The sequence below is a fragment of the Mycolicibacter sp. MU0083 genome, from assembly GCF_963378075.1.
GTDB lineage: Bacteria > Actinomycetota > Actinomycetes > Mycobacteriales > Mycobacteriaceae > Mycobacterium > Mycobacterium kokjensenii.
This window is the reverse complement of sequence record NZ_OY726394.1, coordinates 470,970-487,508: the sequence shown is the minus strand read 5'-3', so window position 1 is coordinate 487,508 and position 16,539 is coordinate 470,970. Positions and strand designations below refer to the sequence as shown.

The 16,539-nt window shown below is 70.5% G+C and carries 18 protein-coding genes; 6 read left to right on the top strand and 12 right to left on the bottom strand.

Annotation, left to right across the window (positions count from 1 at the left end; genetic code table 11):
- Positions 1-19 precede the first annotated feature (19 nt).
- Genes RCP38_RS02295 through RCP38_RS02285 form a run of 3 tightly spaced genes read left to right on the top strand, consistent with a single transcriptional unit; the run spans position 20 to position 2,934 of the window.
- Positions 20-1,063: an ABC transporter permease gene (locus tag RCP38_RS02295; RefSeq protein WP_308477027.1), complete on the top strand. Its 1,044-nt coding sequence runs from the start codon at positions 20-22 to the stop codon at positions 1,061-1,063.
- A 3-nt stretch (positions 1,064-1,066) separates the two neighbouring features.
- Complete coding sequence (locus RCP38_RS02290; RefSeq protein WP_308475356.1) at positions 1,067-2,056, top strand: ABC transporter ATP-binding protein; 990 nt, start codon at positions 1,067-1,069, stop codon at positions 2,054-2,056.
- Positions 2,057-2,100: 44 nt separating this feature from the next.
- Complete coding sequence (locus RCP38_RS02285) at positions 2,101-2,934, top strand: alpha/beta hydrolase (RefSeq protein ID WP_308477026.1); 834 nt, start codon at positions 2,101-2,103, stop codon at positions 2,932-2,934.
- 26 nt (positions 2,935-2,960) lie between these two features.
- On the opposite strand, the gene RCP38_RS02280 is transcribed toward RCP38_RS02285, so the two are convergent.
- From RCP38_RS02280 to RCP38_RS02235, 10 genes are all read right to left on the bottom strand, one after another.
- Entirely contained in the window at positions 2,961-3,263 is a 303-nt protein-coding gene (locus tag RCP38_RS02280; protein ID WP_308475355.1) for a hypothetical protein, read from the bottom strand.
- 17 nt (positions 3,264-3,280) lie between these two features.
- The gene (locus RCP38_RS02275; protein ID WP_308477025.1) at positions 3,281-5,362 is read right to left on the bottom strand and encodes a heavy metal translocating P-type ATPase; all 2,082 of its coding nucleotides are present in this window, start codon (positions 5,360-5,362) and stop codon (positions 3,281-3,283) included.
- Positions 5,363-5,418: 56 nt separating this feature from the next.
- Complete coding sequence (locus RCP38_RS02270) at positions 5,419-5,691, bottom strand: hypothetical protein (protein ID WP_373692427.1); 273 nt, start codon at positions 5,689-5,691, stop codon at positions 5,419-5,421.
- Positions 5,688-6,233 (bottom strand): hypothetical protein, encoded by a 546-nt coding sequence (locus RCP38_RS02265; RefSeq protein ID WP_308475354.1) that lies wholly within the window; start codon positions 6,231-6,233, stop codon positions 5,688-5,690. Before RCP38_RS02265 ends, RCP38_RS02270 begins: the two co-directional genes overlap by 4 nt.
- Before the next feature lie 24 nt (positions 6,234-6,257).
- Complete coding sequence (locus RCP38_RS02260) at positions 6,258-6,698, bottom strand: hypothetical protein (RefSeq protein WP_308475353.1); 441 nt, start codon at positions 6,696-6,698, stop codon at positions 6,258-6,260.
- Positions 6,695-7,666 (bottom strand): porphobilinogen synthase, encoded by a 972-nt coding sequence (hemB, locus tag RCP38_RS02255; RefSeq protein WP_308475352.1) that lies wholly within the window; start codon positions 7,664-7,666, stop codon positions 6,695-6,697. Before hemB ends, RCP38_RS02260 begins: the two co-directional genes overlap by 4 nt.
- Before the next feature lie 73 nt (positions 7,667-7,739).
- Entirely contained in the window at positions 7,740-9,434 is a 1,695-nt protein-coding gene (locus RCP38_RS02250) for a bifunctional uroporphyrinogen-III C-methyltransferase/uroporphyrinogen-III synthase (RefSeq protein WP_308475351.1), read from the bottom strand.
- A 34-nt stretch (positions 9,435-9,468) separates the two neighbouring features.
- Positions 9,469-10,404: a hydroxymethylbilane synthase gene (gene hemC, locus RCP38_RS02245; RefSeq protein WP_308475350.1), complete on the bottom strand. Its 936-nt coding sequence runs from the start codon at positions 10,402-10,404 to the stop codon at positions 9,469-9,471.
- 5 nt (positions 10,405-10,409) lie between these two features.
- Positions 10,410-11,789 carry a glutamyl-tRNA reductase gene (locus RCP38_RS02240; protein ID WP_308475349.1) on the bottom strand — a complete coding sequence of 460 codons (1,380 nt, stop codon included), beginning with the start codon at positions 11,787-11,789 and terminating at the stop codon, positions 10,410-10,412.
- A gap of 106 nt (positions 11,790-11,895) precedes the next feature.
- Complete coding sequence (locus tag RCP38_RS02235; RefSeq protein WP_308475348.1) at positions 11,896-12,177, bottom strand: glutaredoxin family protein; 282 nt, start codon at positions 12,175-12,177, stop codon at positions 11,896-11,898.
- A 72-nt stretch (positions 12,178-12,249) separates the two neighbouring features.
- On the opposite strand from RCP38_RS02235, the gene RCP38_RS02230 reads away from it, so the two are divergent.
- From RCP38_RS02230 to RCP38_RS02220, 3 genes are all read left to right on the top strand, one after another.
- Positions 12,250-12,714, top strand: coding sequence for a nuclear transport factor 2 family protein (locus RCP38_RS02230; RefSeq protein ID WP_308475347.1), 465 nt, complete (start codon positions 12,250-12,252; stop codon positions 12,712-12,714).
- A 57-nt stretch (positions 12,715-12,771) separates the two neighbouring features.
- Complete coding sequence (locus tag RCP38_RS02225) at positions 12,772-13,614, top strand: HAD family hydrolase (protein ID WP_308475346.1); 843 nt, start codon at positions 12,772-12,774, stop codon at positions 13,612-13,614.
- Positions 13,615-13,743: 129 nt separating this feature from the next.
- Complete coding sequence (locus RCP38_RS02220) at positions 13,744-14,271, top strand: FAS1-like dehydratase domain-containing protein (protein ID WP_308475345.1); 528 nt, start codon at positions 13,744-13,746, stop codon at positions 14,269-14,271.
- Positions 14,272-14,384: 113 nt separating this feature from the next.
- Here RCP38_RS02220 and RCP38_RS02215 read toward each other — a convergent pair whose 3' ends face one another.
- The gene (locus RCP38_RS02215) at positions 14,385-15,410 is read right to left on the bottom strand and encodes a lysophospholipid acyltransferase family protein (protein WP_308475344.1); all 1,026 of its coding nucleotides are present in this window, start codon (positions 15,408-15,410) and stop codon (positions 14,385-14,387) included.
- A 4-nt stretch (positions 15,411-15,414) separates the two neighbouring features.
- Complete coding sequence (locus RCP38_RS02210) at positions 15,415-16,530, bottom strand: SDR family oxidoreductase (RefSeq protein WP_308475343.1); 1,116 nt, start codon at positions 16,528-16,530, stop codon at positions 15,415-15,417.
- Between the last annotated feature and the right edge of the window lie 9 nt (positions 16,531-16,539).

Genomic DNA, 16,539 nt, shown 5'->3' with positions numbered 1-16,539 from the left:
ATAGCATTCGGCGGTGCGGATGTTGATCACCGCGTTGCGCGACCTGCAGTGGCGACTGCGCCGGTTCGTCGTCGCCGCGGTGGGTACTGCGATGGTGTTCGCGCTGACGCTGGTGCTGGCGGGGCTGACGCACGGATTCCGGGTCGAAGCCGAGCACGTGGTCGACTCGCTGAACATCGACGGCTACCTGATTCAGACCGCCGCGGTGGGCCCGTTCATGGGGTCGTCCCGATTCCCGCAGACCGAGGCCGGTGACGTGGCCCGGCTTCCCGGCGTGACCGCGGCGCTGCCCGTCGTCTACGGCAACACCATCCTGCAGGACGGCGCATCGCCGCTGAACGTCAACGTCTACGGGGTGCCCAAGGCCGCGATGCCGCCGCTGACCGCCGGCCGGGCGCCGACCGAGCCCAACGAGATCGCGATGTCGACCACCCTCAAGCGGCACGTCGGCGACCAGATCGAGTTGGGCGCGAGCAAACTGCGGATCGTCGGACTGGTGGAGAAGTCGACGACGCTGGCCGGCCAGCCCAACGGCTTCCTGACCGTCGCGGGCGCGCAGCGACTGATGTATTCGGGGCAGCCGGTGACCTCCGCGATCGGCCTGCGGGGCACTCCGGACCGGGTGCCGGACGGGTTCCGGGTGGTGGACCGGACCGCGGCCGTCGACGACATGGTGCGCCCGCTGGCGGGAGCCCAGATGGCCCTGTCGTACATGTCGGTGCTGCTGTGGGGAGTGGCCGCGCTGATCGTGGGCTCGCTGATCTACCTGTCGGCGCTGGAACGCACCCGGGACTTCGCGGTGTTCAAGGCGCTGGGCGTGACGACCTGGATGGTGCTGGCCGGATTGGCGCTGCAGGCCGTCGCCGTCGCCGTGGCCGCGGCGGTGCTGGGCGGGCTGCTGGCGGTGGCGATCGGCCCGCTGTTTCCGATGCTGGTGGCGGTGACCGGCTCGTCGTTTCTGCTGCTGGTGCTGACCGCGGTCGGCATCGGATTGCTGGCCAGTCTGGCGGGGCTGCGGCATGCGGTCACCGTCGACCCGGTGCTGGCGTTCGGGGGGCCGTGAGTCATGGGCGACCTGCGAATCCGTGACCTGGTCATCGAGTACGCCTCGGCCGGTGGGGAGCCGATCCGGCCCATTCACGGGCTGAGCCTGGACGTGCCGGCCGGGTCACTGGTGGTGGTGCTCGGCCCCAGCGGCTGCGGCAAGACCACCCTGCTGTCGTGTCTGGGCGGCATCCTGAGCCCGACCGGCGGCCAGATCCAGTTCGGCGCCACCGACGTCACCGGGCTGAGCCGGCGGGAGATCACCGCATACCGGCGCCGCACCGTCGGGATCGTGTTCCAGGCGTTCAACCTGGTGCCGAGCCTGACCGCGCTGGAGAACGTGATGGTGCCGATGTGGGCGGCCGGCTGGACGCAGTGGGCCGCCACCGAACGCGCCCGGGATCTGTTGTCCCGGGTGGGTCTGGCCGATCGGACCCATCACCGGCCCGGGCAGCTGTCCGGCGGGCAGCAGCAGCGGGTGGCGGTGGCCCGGGCACTGGCGCTGGATCCGCCGTTGATCCTGGCCGACGAGCCGACCGCGCAACTGGATTACGTCCGGGCCGGCGAGGTGGTGCAGCTGCTGCGGGTGCTGGCCGCCGGTGACCGCGTCGTGGTGGTGGCCACCCACGACACCCGGATCGTGCCGCTGGCCGACATCGTGATCCAGCTGTCGCCGACCGCCGTCCCGACCCGCCCCACACAGGCGCCGGTGCGATTGGGGCCCGGTTCGGTGCTGTTGGAGCAGGGCACCGTGGAGGACCTGATCTACGTGGTGACCGACGGCGAGGTGGAGATCGCCCCGGAGTCGGCCGGTGCCGGCGACGGGCTGCTGCGGATCGGTAAGCCCGACGACTATGCCGGGCAGCTCGGACCGATGGTGCGGATTCCGCGTTCGGCGACGGTGCGTGCGCTCGGCGAGGCCACCGTCGCCGGCTACACGGTGGAGGCGTTCCGGGCGCAGTTCGGCCACCCGCCGGCGCCCGATTTTCCTAACGAACCCGTATCAACCTGATCGCAGCCCGGTCCGACGGTCCGATGCGGCCCGGCACCCGGGTGATGATGGTGGGCATGGCTGATCTGACCCGCCGGGCTGCTCTGCGCCTCGGGGTCGGCGCCGCGGGGGCTGTAGGTCTGTTCGGGGCGGGTACCGCATGGCGCCCGACCGAGTCGCGGGCGACCGGCGCCAGCTATCCGACCCGGGAATCCGGGTCGTTCGTGTCGGCGGCCCGCGGCGGGGTGGAGACCAACTGGATCATCGCCCGCCCGCCGGGGCAGACCCGACCGCTGCGGCCGGTGATCGCGCTGCACTGCAAGGACGGCGACGCGAACTGGGTGATGGATCTGGGTGTCGAGGAGGAGCTGGCGCGGCTCACCGAGGCGGGCCGGCCGCCGTTCGCGGTGGTGGCCGTCGACGGCGGCAACACCTACTGGCGCCGGCACAGCTCCGGTGAGGACGCCGGTGCGATGGTGCTCGGCGAACTGCTTCCGATGTTGCCGGAGAAGGGCATCGACATCAGCCGGGTCGGATTCATGGGCTGGTCGATGGGCGGCTACGGCGCACTGCTGCTGGGCACCCGGCTGGGGCTGGCCCGCACCGCGGGGATCTGCGCGATCAGCCCGGCGATCTACATGACTTATTTCGGCGCACCCGCCGGGGCGTTCGACAGCGTCGATGACTGGCGGACCAACTCGGTGTTCAACCTGGCGCCGCGGCTGGCGCCGTTCCCGCTGCGGGTGGACTGTGGAACCAGTGACAGTTTCGCCTATGCGACAAAGAGTTTCATCGGTCAGCTCAACCCGCCGCCGGCGGGCGGGTTCGCCCCCGGCGGCCACGACGTCGACTATTGGCGTGCGCAGTTGCCGGCTCAGCTGGCCTGGCTGGATTCCTGACCGCTCACCCGTCCGACGGCTCGGGCCTACCAGGGCATGTAGATCGGGTTCGCCGGGTTGAACGGGTTGTTGACGTTCGCCGGGTGATCCGGATGTGCCGGGTCGTCGACGACGGCCGGGGCGTCCAGGTCGACCGGACTCAACGGGATGTTCGTGTCGGCCGGGCCCAGCAGGGCGTCCGGGCCGGCGGTTCCCGCCGTGCAGACCGCACCGGCTTCGGCGGTGCAGTCGGCGGGGCTGAACGGGCCCGGATCCGCGGGGTCCGCCATTGCGGGGGCGGCGAACGCCAACGCGCCGGCAGCGATACCGGCGGCAACGATGATCCTCATCCGAGTTCTCCTTCGGTCTACCGAAATGCCCGCAGCCGCAGGCTGTTCGTCACCACCAGAACCGACGAGGCGGCCATCGCCGCGCCCGCGATCATCGGGTTGAGCATCCCGGCCGCCGCGAGCGGTATCGCCGCGACGTTGTAGCCGAACGCCCAGATGAGGTTCTGCCGGATGATCCGCAGCGTACGCGCGGAAAGCCGCAATGCGGTCGGAACGGTGGAAAGATCTCCACGAACCAGGGTGACGTCACCGGCCTCGATCGCCGCGTCGGTGCCGGTTCCCATCGCCATACCGATGTCGGCGGTGGCCAGTGCCACCGAGTCGTTGACCCCGTCGCCGACCATCGCCACCCGTCGCCCCTGCGCCTGCAGTCGTTTGATCGCGTCCGCCTTGTCGGTGGGCAGCACGTCGGCGATCACGTCGCCGGGGGCGATCCCGACCCGGCCGGCGACCGCCCGGGCCACCACGGCGCCGTCCCCGGTGAGCAGCATCGGGGTGATACCCATCGCGGTGAGTTCGGCGATCGCCGCGGCGCTGCTGGGCCGCACCGTGTCGGACAGGGTGATCGTGCCGCGCACCCGGTCGTCCCAGCTGACTTCGACGGCCGTCCCGGTCTGGTGTGCGACCGACGAGCGGGCCACCTCGACCCGGACACCGTCGACCAGCCCCGTCACCCCGTGGCCGGGCCGGCTGGCGAACTCCGCGACCGGTGCGATCGACAGGCCGGCGGTCCGGGCCCCGGCGACGACGGCCGCCGCGATCGGATGCTCGGAACCCGCTTCGACGGCGGCGGCGCGGGCCAGCACCACGTCGGGGTCCTCGCCGTGTGCGGCCGCCAGGCCGGCGACGGACATGACGCCGGTGGTGACGGTGCCGGTCTTGTCCAGCACGACGGTGTCGATGTCCTTGACGGTCTCCAGTACCTGCGGGTTCTTGATCAGGATGCCCAGTTGCGCGCCGCGGCCGGTACCGACCAGGATCGCGGTCGGGGTGGCCAGCCCGAGGGCGCACGGGCAGGCGATGATCAGCACCGCGACCGCCGCGGTGAACGCCGATGTCACCGCGGCACCGGCCAGCAGCCAACCGAGCAGCGTCGATACCGCGATCGCCAGCACCGCGGGCACGAACACCGCCGAGACCCGGTCGGCCAGTCGCTGGATCGAGGCCTTGCCGGCTTGGGCGTCGGTGACCAGTTGCGCCATCCGGGCCAGCTGGGTGTCGGCGCCCACCCGGGTGGCCCGCACCAGGATCAGGCCGGTGGTGTTGAGCGAACCGCCCAGCACCGCATCGCCTTCGGTGACGTCGACGGGCAACGACTCCCCGGTCATCGCCGAGGTGTCCAGCGCGGTGGCGCCGTCGATCACCACGCCGTCGGTGGCGATGCGCTCACCCGGCCGGACCACGATGACCTCGCCCACCGCCAATTCGGTGATCGGCACCCGGACCTCGGTGTGTTTCCCGTCGTCGCCGCGCCGCAGCACCGCGGCGTCCTTGGCGCCCAGTTCCAGTAGTTCGCGCAGGGCGGCGCCGGCCGAGCGTTTGGCGTGCGATTCGGCGTAGCGGCCGGCCAGCAGGAAGACGGTGACCACGGCCGCGGTCTCGAAGTACAGGTGCCCGGTCCCGGTCGCGACGGCCACCACCGACCACAGGTAGGCGGCGACCGTACCCAGCGACACCAGGGTATCCATGGTGGCGGCGCCGTGGCGGGCGGTACGCAGTGCGGCACGGTGGAACGGGTACCCGCCCCAGGCCACGATCGGGGTGGTCAACGCGAAGGCCAGCCACTGCCAGCCGGTGAACTGCCAGGCCGGGATCATCGAGAGCGCCAGCACCGGTGCGGCCAGCAGTGCCGAGGCCACCAGGCGGGGACGCAGTCGCCCGGCCGGCACGTCGGTGTCCTCGACGGGCGGCTCGTGGGCCGCACCGATGACCGCGGCCCGGTAACCGGTGGATTCCACGGCCCGGATCAGATCCTGCGCCGAGATGTCCGCCCGGTGCCGGACGTGCGCCCGTTCGACGGCGAGGTTCACCGTGGCGTGCACTCCGTCGAGGGCGTTGAGGCTGCGCTCGACCCGCGCCGCGCAGGACGCGCACGTCATTCCCTGCAGTTCGAGATCGGTGGCGATCACCTCGCCGATGGTACCCCCGCGGGGTATCAGTGCCGCGGCGCGTGACGGGCCGAAGGACGGGGGCGGCACAGCCGCGCCACCCCGACCACCGCTAAGACGCCCGCGGCCGTCGCCAACAGCCACACCAGCAGCAACGCCGGCGCGTGATAGCAGATCGAGGTGGTTTCGGGTTCCCCGTCGACGACGGGCGCGACCAGCACCGGGTACCGGACCGCCGACCAGTTCACCGCGGCGCCGATCCCGGCCGCCACCGCCAGTACCAACTCGATGCCGGCCCGCAGGGTCGGGGCGATGGTCACCAGGAGGATCCGTCGTCGGTGTCGGTCGCGGCGGGTCCGTCGGGCGGAACCGTCTCGGGGATCAGCTCGGTGAGCACCGCCCGCAACCGGCGGTGGTCACGCGCCCAGGCCTGCACGGTGCGCCGTCCGGTCAGCCGCAGGCCGACGCCCACCTTGCGTCGGGGCACGCCGCTCAGCTCGCCCAGCGCGCGGGACTCCTGCCATTTCTGCGGTTCCTGCTTGCCCCAGCCGGTCGGCCGTTCCGCCTCCGGGTAGATCGCCAGGATGTCGGCGACCCGGATCTCCTCGGTGCCCTGCCGCAGGGTGTCCGCGGACAGTTCCACCGAGGTGTGGATGCGGGCGGCCTTGACCTGGATGGCCAGCATCAGCGAGACCAGCACCATCAGCACGCTGGGAACCAGCGGCTGGAACCCGTAGCCGCCGGAGTGCTGGATGGCCAGCAGCAGCCCGGCGCAGAGCGGGCCGCACAGCACCCAGTACCAGCTGGCACCGCATTCGAAGAACAACGGTGCCGGCTGCGGTGTGGACTCGGGTTCAGACATGTCGGGCCAGCCTAACCCGGGCCCTCAGCGGACGAAGTAGGACTGGGCGTCGGAGCGGTGCAGCAACAGGACTCCCGCCGCGATCAGCACCGAACCGATGATCCCGGTGGCCGCCACGATGATCGCGATCCCCGGCCTGGCGTCGCTGTGCGACAGCGCGCTGACCGCGTTGACCACCGCGGCGACCCCGCCGCCGGTGAGCAGGGTGCGGGCCCAGCGGTATCCGCTGCGCATCAACATCAGGAAGGTCACCACCACCCCGACGATCACGACCGCGCTCAACACCGCGATCGGGTAGGTCACCCCCGCGTCGGCGGCTTCCGGCGAGGTCAGCAGGTTCACCACGTAGCCGCACGTCATCAGGGGCAGCGCGGTCAGCCACAGCCAGAACCCGGTGTCGACGTCCGCCGGTCGCGGGGGCCGGGCCGCGGCCGGTGGCTGCGGCCCGGTCAGCGGACCCGTCACGCCAGCCAGTCGGCCGCTTCGGCCGCCCAGTAGCTCAGCACGATGTCGGCGCCGGCGCGCCGGATGCCGATCAGCGACTCCAGCGCCGCGGCCGGCCCGTCGATCCAGCCGTTGGCGGCCGCCGCCGCGATCATCGCGTATTCGCCGGAGACCTGGTAGGCCGCGACCGGCACCGAGGACACCGCGGCGGTGGCCGCGATCACGTCCAGGTAGCCCATGGCGGGTTTGACCATCACGATGTCGGCGCCTTCGGCCAGGTCGAGCTCGACTTCGCGCAGCGCTTCGCGGGCGTTGCCGGGATCCTGTTGGTAGGTGCGCCGGTCGCCGGACAGTGTGGAGGCCACCGCGTCGCGGAACGGGCCGTAGAACGCCGAGGCGAACTTGGCCGCATACGCCAGGATCACCACTTGCGCGTGCCCGGCGGCGTCCAGCCCGTCGCGGATGGCGGCCACCTGACCGTCCATCATGCCGCTGGGGCTCACCACGTGGGCTCCTGAATCTGCTTGCGCCACAGCTAGTTCCACATAGTGTTTGAGTGTGGCGTCGTTGTCGACCCGGCCGCGTTCGTCCAGCACGCCGCAGTGCCCGTGGTCGGTGAACTCGTCTAAGCAGGTGTCGGCCATCAACACGGTGGCGTCGCCGAGGTCTGCTGCCAGGTCGCGCAGCGCGGTGTTGAGCACCCCGTCGGGGGCGGCACCGATCGAGCCGGTGGCGTCCTTGTCGGCCTCCGCGGGAACCCCGAACAGCATCAGCCCGCCGACGCCGGCGGTCACCGCCTCAGCGGCCGCGGCACGCAGCGAATCGCGGGTGTGCTGGACCACGCCCGGCATGGACGCGATGGGGCGGGGTTCGTCGATGCCGTCGGCGACGAACATCGGCAACACCAGATGCCGGGGCTCCAGCGATGTCTGGGCCACCAGGCGGCGCAGTGCCGGCGTGCTGCGCAGCCGGCGCGGACGCTCCCTCATACGTTGACTCTGCAGTGAGGGCGGAAGCTACTCGCACTTTTCCGCCATGAGTGCAGTGTCAACGCGGGGGGGATCATCGCCGGCGGCTCTTCTTCCGCGGTGGCGGCAGCGCACCCTCGGCCCGCAGCCGTGCCGCGTGCTCGGCGAGCGCGTCGACCAGCGGACCCACCGCGGCGGTCTCCGGCTGCACGTCGACCCGCAGTCCGAATTCGGCCGCCGTCTCAGCGGTCTTGGGACCGATGCAGGCGACGATCGTCCTCGCGTGCGGCTTGCCGGCGATGCCGACCAGGTTGCGCACCGTGGAGCTCGAGGTGAAGCAGACCGCGTCGAACCCGCCGGTCTTGATCATCTCGCGGATGTTCGCCGGCGGCGGTGCGGCCCGCACCGTGCGGTAGGCGGTGACGTCCTCGATCTCCCAGCCGCGCTCCCGCAGCCCTTCGGCCAGCGTCTCGGTCGCGATGTCGGCGCGCGGCAGCAGCACCCGGTTCACCGGGTCGAAAACGTCGTCGTAGGGCGGGAATTCGTCCAACAGCCCCAGCGAGGACTGCTCGCCCGAGGGCACCAGCTCGGGACTGATCCCGAAGGCCCGCACCCGCTCTGCGGTGGCTTCGCCGACGCAGGCGATCTTCACGCCGGAGAACGCGCGGGCGTCCAGCCCGAACTCGGCGAACTTCTCCCACACCGCACGGACCGCGTTGGTCGAGGTGAACACCACCCACTGGTAGCGGCCGTCCACCAAACCCTTTACGGCCCTTTCCATCTGGGCCGGGCTACGGGGCGGCTCCACCGCGATGGTCGGAACCTCGATCGGCGAGGCACCGTGGCTGACCAGACGATCGCTCATCTCGCCGGCCTGATCCTTGGTGCGCGGCACCAGAACGGTCCAGCCGTACAACGCGCGACTCTCCCACCAGTTCAGTTTGGCCCGACTGTTCACCGTCTTGCCGATGGTCACCACCAGGGGTCCGGCCGAGGCCTCCTGGCCGTTGGGCAGGATCACCGGGTCGATGCTGGCCAGCGCCGAAGCCTCGGTGAGGCCGCCCAGGCTGGACTCGACCGAACGCTGCGCGCAGGTGGTGCCCGAGGTGGTCACCACACACGGGGTGTTGTCGGCCAGGCCGTACTCGATCAGGGTGCGGGCCGCCTCCGGCAGATGCGAGGTGGTGGCCTGCAGGATCAGCGGACCCGGGGCGGCGGCCAGCGCGCCCCAATCCACGTTCGGGTCACGGACGTCGGCGACGGTGTGCGACGAGCCGAGCGGCAGGCCGGCGTAGGTGGGCACCGCGCTGGTGGCGGGCAGCCCCGGCACGATCTCGAACACCACGCTGGTGCGTGCCACCGCATTCACCTCGGTGATGACCGCGTCGATCGACAGCGGGTCACCGGCCACCAGTCGGACCACGTCGGTGCCGGTGCGCGCCTCGGCCGCCAGGAGCTTGGCCACCTCGGCCGGCTCGCCCAGTGCGGGGCGGATGTCGGGACCGCCGACCATGGTCGAGGCGGTGTCCTTCGCGTCGTCGTCGCCGTCGGCCGCGCCGTCCTCGGTTTTGGGTGCCGGCGGCACCGGACCCGCCATCGGCGGCAGTGCGGTACCGATCAGCGCCAGCACCGTCTCGGGCACGTCGGGGTCGATGAACACCAACGAGGCATTCGTCAGCGCCGTACGCGCCCGCATCGTCAGCAGGCCCGGGTCGCCGGGACCAGACCCGACGAACACAATGCGGCCGGGCTTGGGCTTCTGCCCTCGCGCGCTCACTTGGCGAGCCATTCGTTACTCCCAGTCACTTCCCCACGCACCTGTTTCACCGTGCAGCCGACATGATCTCGCGCGCACCCAACTCGAACAGTTCCGCTGCGACCGAGACACCGAGTTCTCGGGCTCGGTCCGGACTGCCGATGCCGGACGCGCGGATCACGTCGGATCCATCCAGCGCCGCCACGCAACCGCGTAGCGACAGCTCCTCGAAGACCCGGCCGTCCTCATCGATGGACTCGACCACTTCGGCGATCGCGCCCACCGGTGCGGAACAACCCGCCTCCAGTTCGGCGAGCAGGGTCCGCTCGGCGGTGACCGCTCGGCGGGTGTCGGTGTCGTCCAACTCCGCCAGCAGCGCCGCCAGTGCGGTGTCGCCGGCGCGACACTCCACCGCCAGCGCACCTTGAGCCGGTGCCGGCAACATCTGTACCGGTTCCAACGTCTCGGTGATCGCATCGAGGCGTCCCACCCGGGCCAGTCCCGCCCGGGCGACCACGATGGCGTCGAGTTCGCCGCTGCTTACCCTGTTCAACCTGCTATCTAGGTTGCCTCGTAGGGGGCGGATTTCCAAACCGAGACCCAGTGCTCTAAGCTGTGCGGCCCGCCGCGGCGATGAGGTGCCCACCGTGGCACCCGCGGGCAACTCGCCCAGCACCAGGCCGTCGCGCGCCACCAGGGCGTCGCGGGCGTCCTCGCGGGGCGGATTCGCGGCGAGCAGGAAGCGGGGATCCTCGGCGGTGGGCAGGTCCTTGTGCGAGTGCACCGCGGCGTCCACCCGGCCGTCGAGGATGGCCTCGCGCAGCTCCGCGGTGAAGACCCCCACCCCGAGGTCGGCGATGGGGCCCGAGGAGCGGTCCCCGGGGGTGCTGATGATGACCAGTTCGGCGGGGTGGCCGGCGGCCACCAGGGCATCACGGATGGTGCCGGCCTGCGTCGTGGCCAACAAACTGCCCCGAGTGCCGATGCGGATTACGTCACCCAAAACGTCTACCCGGCCGACCCGGTTTCAGCGTTGACATCGAATCCTCCCGGCACCGTGGGTAATTCGCCCGCCGTCGCCACGGCGTCCACCGCGGTCGGGTCGAGCTCGAACAGTTCGCGCAGCGCCTCGGCGTAGCTGTCGCCACCCGGCGAGCCGGCCAGCTGCTTGACCCGCACGGTGGGGGCGTGCAGCAGCTTGTCGACCACGCGATGCACGGTGCGGGCGACCTCTTCCCGGTGGGCGGCGTCCAACTCCGGCAGTCGGTGGTCCAACCGCAGCAGTTCGGCGGTGACCACGTCCGCGGCGCGCTGGCGCAGTGCGGTCACCGTCGGGGTGACCTCGGCCATCCGCTGCCCGGCCAGGTAGGTGGCGACCTCGCGGGCCACGATGCTGCGCGCGGCCTCGGTGTCGGAGGTGGCGACCTGCGCCGACGGCTCCCGCTGGATGCGGTCCATGTCGATGACCTGCACCCCGGGCAGCCCGGTGACCGCGGCGTCGACGTCGCGGGGCATACCCAGGTCGCAGATCACCAGCGGCTGGGTGATCTCGTCGCGGTCGCCGTCGGCCAGTGCATGGTGCACGTCGGCCAGCGTCACCACCGGGCTGACCGCTCCGGTGGAGCAGACCGCGAGGTCGGCGCCGGTCAGAGCCGCGGCCACCCGGTCCAGGGCGACGGCGTCGGCGGTCACCCCGCCCTCGCGGATCTTGCGGGCCAGCCGCTGCGCACGCGGCAGCGAGCGGTTGACCACGTGGATGTGTTCCACCCCGGCACGCACCAGGTGCGCGGCGGACAGTGCGCCCATGGAGCCGGCGCCGATCACCACCGCGGTCCGGCCGCGCAGCGCGTCGGCGCCCAGTTGTTTGCCGGCGATGGACAGCGCCACCGACACCACCGAGGCGCCCGCGGCGTCGATCCCGGTTTCGGAGTGCACCCGCTTGCCGACCGACAGCGCCCGTTGCGCCAGTTCGTGCAGCACCCGTCCGACGGTGCTGTTGGCCTCGGCGGTGGCGTAGGCGCGCCGTACCTGGCCCAGCACCTGCTGTTCGCCGACGACCGCGGAGTCCAAGCCGCTGGCCACCGAGAACAGGTGCTCGACGGCGGCTTCGCTGTAGCGGACGTAGGCGTATTTGGTGAGATCGCCCATCGACATGCCGGAATGCTCGGAGAGCACCTGCCCGATCGCGGACAGTCCGGCGTGGAAGGCGTCCACCACGGCGTATATCTCGACCCGGTTGCAGGTCGACAGAATCATCGCTTCGGTGACGAGCGGCGATTGCAGCACCTGCTCGACGATCTTGATCTGATCGGATTCGGCGGTGCTGAGCTGCTCGAGGACTGAGACGGGGGCGCTGCGATGCGAGACCCCGAAGAGCAGGACGCTCACGGCAATATCACCTGGTCCGCTCCTTGCTGTCACCCGTGAACAAACTTCACCCCACGGTAGAGGCTAAAGTGCTGGCCCACCAAATTCGGCCGAATCCATTTGCCGGTTACCCGCCGTCCACCGTGCGGTTTCCGACGGCGAGGTCCGCCCGAAGCCGGGGCTCGTCGACCTCCCAGTAACTGTGCTCCCGGCCGTCGAGCAGCACCACCGGCAGCCGGTCGCCGTACTCGGCGCGCAGGCTGCTGTCGCCGGCCGCCGCGGCGGTGTCGACGTCGGTGACGCTCAGCTCGAACCCCAACTCGTCGGCCAGCGCGATCAGCCGGGTGTTCACCTCGACGCAGACCGGGCAACCCTCGCGCGTCAACAACTGCACCTGGGGGGACGTCATGGTTCCAGTGTGGCAGGTGGGCGCGGCGCGGCCTGACGCCCACAGCCGCCGGCGGTGGTTATGTTCATCGCTATGGCGGCCACCAATCCCAGCGCTGTGTCGATCGCGAACCTGCTGTATCGCTATGCGGAGCTGATGGACTCCGGCGACCTGGAGGCGGTGGCGGCGCTGTTCGCCCACGCCAGGATCAAGGCCGATCCGGAGGGCACCGTCATCCTCGATCACACCGGGATCCTGCAGCTGTGGCGGAGCCTGGTCAGGATCCACCCCGACGGCACGCCGCGCACCAAGCACGTGATCACCAATCCGATCCTCGACATCGACGACGACGCCGGGACCGCGACCTGCCGCTCCTACTACACGGTGCTGCAGCAGACCGACGACGTGCCGCTGCAGGTGATCGCCGCGGGCCGCTACCACGACGAGTTCGAACGGGTGGACGGCGTCTGGCGGTTCAGTTTCCGGGACTATTCGATGTTCGATCTCAAAGGTGATCTGCGCGATCACCTGGGGGTCATCGGCGGTGCGGGCGGATAGGGTTGATGGCGGCCGGATGACCGGCCCTGTGGGCAAGGCGGCGGAAGGAGTCGGGTGATGACCGCACCGGGTCCGGCCGACGACTCCGCAGCCGACGTGGTTGAGGCCGAGGCGTCGCCGGCGCCGGTCGACCTGACCGCCGCCGCGTTCTTCGACGTGGACAACACCCTGGTCCACGGTTCTTCGATGGTGCACTTCGGCCGCGGGCTGGCCGCACGCGACTACTTCACCTATCGCGACGTCATCGGGATCGTCTACGCGCAGGCCAAGTTTCAACTGACCGGCAAGGAGAACAGCGACGACGTCGCCGCCGGGCGACGCAAGGCGCTGGCGTTCATCGAGGGCCGGCCGGTCTCCGAGCTGGTCGATCTGGGCGAGGAGATCTACGACGAGATCATCGCCGACAAGATCTGGCCGGGCACCCGGGAGCTGGCCCAGATGCACCTGGACGCCGGCCAGCAGGTGTGGCTGGTCACCGCGACGCCGCAGGAACTGGCCGAGACCATCGCCCGGCGCCTGGGGCTGACCGGAGCGCTGGGCACCGTCGCCGAGTCGGTCGACGGGGTGTTCACCGGACGGCTGGTCGGGGAGATCCTGCACGGCCCCGGCAAGGCCCACGCGGTGCGGTCGCTGGCCATCCGGGAGGGCTTGAACCTGCGACGCTGCACGGCCTATTCGGACAGCTTCAACGACGTGCCGATGCTGTCACTGGTCGGTACCGCGGTGGCCATCAACCCCGACGCCGCGCTGCGCGAGATGGCGCGCAAGCGGGGCTGGGAGATCCGCGACTTCCGCACCGCACGACGGGCGGCGAAGGTCGGTGTGCCGTCGGCGCTGGCGCTGGGGGCGGTCGGCGGGGCGCTGGCGGCGGCCGTGGCGCACCGGAACGAGCGCGGCTAGCGCAGCGACGCCGCACGAGGACCGGTCGACCGCATCAAGGGCCGTGGCGCACCGGAACGAGCGCGGCTGAGCCGCTCGCTGATAAGCTTCCGCCGCCGAACACCACGGCGAGCGGAGGGGTAAACCGGCATGTCAGTACACACCGAGTCGCAGCGGATGATCGGAGCCCACTACCGGTTCCCGGACTACTTCGAGGTCGGCCGGGAGAAGATCCGCGAGTTCGCGCGCTCGGTCAAAGACGACCACCCGGCGCACTTCGACGAGGCTGCCGCCGCCGAAGCCGGCCACCCGGGACTGGTGGCCTCGCTGACGTTCCTGGCGGTCGCCGGACGTCAGGTCCAGCTGGAGATCTTCGAGAAGTTCGACCTCCCGATCAACATCGCCCGGGTGCTGCACCGCGACCAGAAGTTCACCTTCCACCGGCCGATCCGGGACGGCGACCGGCTGTACTTCGACACCTACCTGGACTCGGTGATCGAGTCGCACGGCACGGTTGTCAGCGAAGTCCGCAGCGAGGTCACCGACGAGAACGGCGAGCCGGTGGTGACCAGTGTGGTCACCATGCTCGGCGAGTCAGTCAACCAGGATGCCGACACCGAGGCCAAAACGATCGCCGCGCTCGAGGCGATGCGCGACCGGGCGCTGGGCAAGAAATAGGCCGCGCTCGGCCCGCGAACGTGCGCGGTGGTACGCCCGCACGCGGCGTGTCGTGTGCAGACACGCACGCTCGCCCGCAAGCGGGAGGTGCCCCCAGCTCGCCGGGATAGGGCTCAGCCGAGGAACATGTTGCGGCGGCCGGCCAATAACCGGTACAGCGTCTGCTGGATGGTCTCGCGCACCTGGTCGGTCAGTTCGAAGGTGACCATCGGGTCGTCGGCGGCGCCGGCCTCGTAATCGGTGGTCGGAATCGGCTCGCCGAACGCGATGTGCCACTTCGACGGCAACGGCACCAGACCGGCCGGCCCGGCCAGCGGAAACAGCGGCGTGATCGGGAAATAGGGCACGCCGAGCAGCCGCGCCAACAGCTTGACGTCGGCGATCATCGGGTAGATCTCCTCGGAGCCGACGATCGAGCACGGCACGATCGGGGCGCCGGTGCGCAGCGCCGCCGAGACGAAACCGCCCCGGCCGAACCGCTGCAGCTTGTAGCGGTCCTTGAACCGCTTCCCCAGCCCCTTGTAGCCCTCCGGGAACACCGCGGTCAGCTCCCCGGACTCCAACAACCGGTGGGCGTCGGCGGTGCAGGCCATGGTGTGACCGGCCTTGCGGGCGGTCGGGCCGACCAGCGGCAGGTCGAATACCAGATCGGCGGCGAGTGCCCGCAGGTTGCGCTGCCGGGGGTGATGGTCGTGCACCGCCACCGAGAGCATCAGCGCATCCATAGGCAGCACCCCGGCGTGGTTGGCCACCACCAGCGCGGGCCCGTCGACGGGAAGGTTCTCGATGCCGCTGACCTCGACCCGGAACCAGTCGTTGAAGAACACCCGCAGCAAGGGCAGCGCGACGGCCTCGTTGAAGTGCGGGTCGAACCCGAATTCGTCGACCTGGTAGTCGCCGGTGAGCCGTTCCCGCAGGAATGCGACCATCGTGGCCACCCGGCGGGCGAACTCGCCGTTGCCGGTCGCGGCACCGGCGTCCCCCGCGGCGCCGAGCCGCTGACCGAATTCCCGGATGACCGCGGTGCTCTGCTGATCCGATGCCTGGTCTCCGGGGCCGGGCAGCGCCGAGGGATGGCGCCGCACTGAGCTTGAATGCTTGTGCAGCGGAATGACTTTCGCATTCGAATCATCAGTCATGGCGTTACCCTCCCCGTGCCGCCGTGAAGCCGATATCCCCGAGTCGCCGCGCTGCGCTCACCACTCGCCGCTCCACCGATCGGACCCATCTGGGATCGACGATCGGTTCCAGCCCCCGTCCGCGCACGTAGTCGTCGAAGGCCTCGGCGGTGGTCCACTTGGTGCTGTACCCGAGTTCGGTTCGCATCCTAGTCGTGTCCATCACCCGACCGAAGCTCAGATAATCCAACTGTTCCCGGGTGATCTCGGTGTAATTGTTCGCCCGGCGCAGCGAGTCCATCACCCACAGTCCGACGCCGGGCAGCGGCAGCGGGACGCGCCCCGACCGGCGGACCGCCTGCGACATCGTGATGATCCCGTCGGCGCCGACGTTGAAAGTGCCGGCCTTGCCCGCGGTGGTGGCCCGTTCCAGGGCGCCGAGCGCATCCTGTTCGTGCAGCAACTGCAGGCGGGCGTCGCGGCCGAGCACCATCGGGACCAGCGGACCGCCCAGATAGCGCGACAGCGCGGTGTCCATCGCCGGGCCGATCATGTTGGCCATCCGCAAGATGGTGACCGCGATGTCGGGGCGGCGCCGGCCCAAGCCGCGCGCGTAGCCCTCGATGTCGACGCTGTCGCGCGGGAACCCCTGGGTGGGCGGCCGGTGGCTGCTGCTGTCCTCGGAGAACCGCACCGGATCCCGCGAGCAGGACCCGTAGACCTCCGAGGTCGACTTGAGCACCACGCGTCGCACCGAGGGCGCCTTCTGACAGGCGGCGAACAACTGCATGGCGCCCATCACGTTGAGTTCCTTGAGCGCCGCCCCACCGCCGGACCGGGGCACGTACGACGCTGCCGCCGCGTGCACCACCGTGTCGACGTCGCTGTTTCGAATCACCTTGGCGATGAAGGGATTCCGTATATCAGCGCGGACGAACTCGGCGCGCCCCATCCGGCGCAGCATGTCCTTGCTCGGCATGACCGCATCCACGGCGATCACCCGATCGATCAGCGGATTCTGCGTGAGCCTTGCGGTGAGATATCCACCCAGGAACCGGCACGCACCGGTGACCAACACGACCTTGGGGTAATGCCGGGCGTCACTTCGCGTGCCGTCGCTCGGGGGTCCGGCCTCGTCCACCCCGCTAGC